Annotated in this window: 2 protein-coding genes; one reads left to right on the plus strand and one right to left on the minus strand. The window is 51.7% G+C overall.

Features of this window, described 5'->3' with window-relative positions; all coding sequences use genetic code 11:
* Positions 1-233 precede the first annotated feature (233 nt).
* Entirely contained in the window at positions 234-707 is a 474-nt protein-coding gene (locus tag B5F34_RS17090) for a DNA-binding protein (RefSeq protein WP_087340940.1), read from the minus strand.
* A gap of 282 nt (positions 708-989) precedes the next feature.
* On the opposite strand from B5F34_RS17090, the gene B5F34_RS17095 reads away from it, so the two are divergent.
* The gene (locus tag B5F34_RS17095; protein ID WP_087340941.1) at positions 990-1,214 is read left to right on the plus strand and encodes a DUF4248 domain-containing protein; all 225 of its coding nucleotides are present in this window, start codon (positions 990-992) and stop codon (positions 1,212-1,214) included.
* Positions 1,215-1,701 lie beyond the last annotated feature (487 nt).

Consider the following 1,701-nt stretch of genomic DNA (forward strand, 5'->3'; position numbering starts at 1 on the left):
AGAATCTCATGACATGCACTATCCAAGGGAATCGTGTCTTTCGGGAGATGTTTCGACTTCGCTGCGCTCCGCTCAACAAGACAGATACACATCATATAAACTAAATATCAACAACTACTAATATCAAACACAGAGACACGGAGTCACAGAGTTAAATTTTTGAGAGGACAGAGTCCACGGAGAGAATATTTTCCTCCGTGTCTCTGTGCCTCTGTGTTCGATAGAGGGACTGGTTATCCCAGCGCTCCACCGCCTCCGTCTTCCTCCTCTTCGGAGCCGCCGGGGGTAGATCCGCCGCTGCCGCCCACGCTGTAGGGCGTTGCCTCCCTCAGCTGACCTTCCAGGTTGATTTGAGCGTTACTCAGTTCGCCCGTGGCACGGGCACGCAGCTTCAGCCCCTTGACGTGTTCCGACACCTTGAAAGCTTCGGCGCTCTCGGCGCCGTGGTCGCTGACGATGCCCACGGAGAAGATGGCGAGGTCGTCCAACTTGACGTTCTTGCCGTCTAAGATAAGTTCCTTGATGCAGGCGATCATGTCTGTGAGCACGCCCTTGATGACACCCGGCGAGAACGGGGTGTTGTGCTTCGACATGTGTTTGGCAAGTGCGGCCGTGTCCAGCGTGTCGCTGATGACGGGACGTGCATACCACAGTCCGTTCAGGGGACTGTTCTCACCTTTGATTTGGATTTTACGATAGGAGATCATGATGGTAGTGGTTAATGATTAATGATTAATGATTAATGATTAATGGTTAATGATTAATGGTTAATGATTAATGGTTATCTTTTCTGTGATGCAAAGATACGGTGTGCCTCACTTGGTTTTGTTCCTTTGGTACGCTTGCTGCCTGTATGGGGTGATACTTGTTGATTATGGTTGACAGACGTTGGTAAGTGTCGGTTAAAGTGCGGCTGTTATTTGCATATTCCGTTGTTTTTCAGTATCTTTATAGCAAAAAAGAACAGAAATCAGAAAACAGAATGACTTATGGAACAGGACGAATTTCCCATCCGCGCCTATGGGCGCACGGAATTGGCCGTATGCTATTTCCCCCATCTTAATTCCCAGGCAGCCTACCGCAAGCTCCAGCAGTGGATTGACCATTATCCCCATCTTCGTGAGCGGCTGGAAGCCACTTCCTCCAATCCCCGCTGCCGGATGTACATGCCGGTGCAGGTGCGGATGATTGTGGAAGCCATCGGGGAGCCTTGAGCGCACCCCGCGGATCAGTCATAAGCTCCCCCCCACGTGGTTCAGTCATGAGTTTCCCCGTGGCTGTCCGAAAACCTATCAGCTGCTATCATTCTGTCTGTCATGGCGAGCGAAGTCGAGCCATCTCACTAAATCTACAGGAACGTGTCTTGAGATCCCTCGACTGCGCTCGGGATGACAGAATGATAGTGTCGGAAGAGTTCTCGGACAATCTTCCCCATGGCTCAGTCATAAGCTCCCCTCACGTGGTTCAGTCATGAGTTTCCCCGTGGCTGTCCGAAAACCTATCAGCTGCTATCATTCTGTCATGGCGAGCGAAGTCGAGCCATCTCACTAATTCTACAGGAACGAGTCTTGAGATCCCTCGACTGCGCTCGGGATGACAGAATGATAGTGTCGGAAGAGTTCTCGGACAATCTCCCCCGCGGTTCAGTCATAAGCTCCCCCTTCGGGGGGAGTTGAGGGGGCCATGGGGGGAGTTGAGGGG

The organism is Mediterranea sp. An20 (assembly GCF_002160055.1).
Taxonomy (GTDB): Bacteria; Bacteroidota; Bacteroidia; order Bacteroidales; family Bacteroidaceae; genus Bacteroides; species Bacteroides avicola.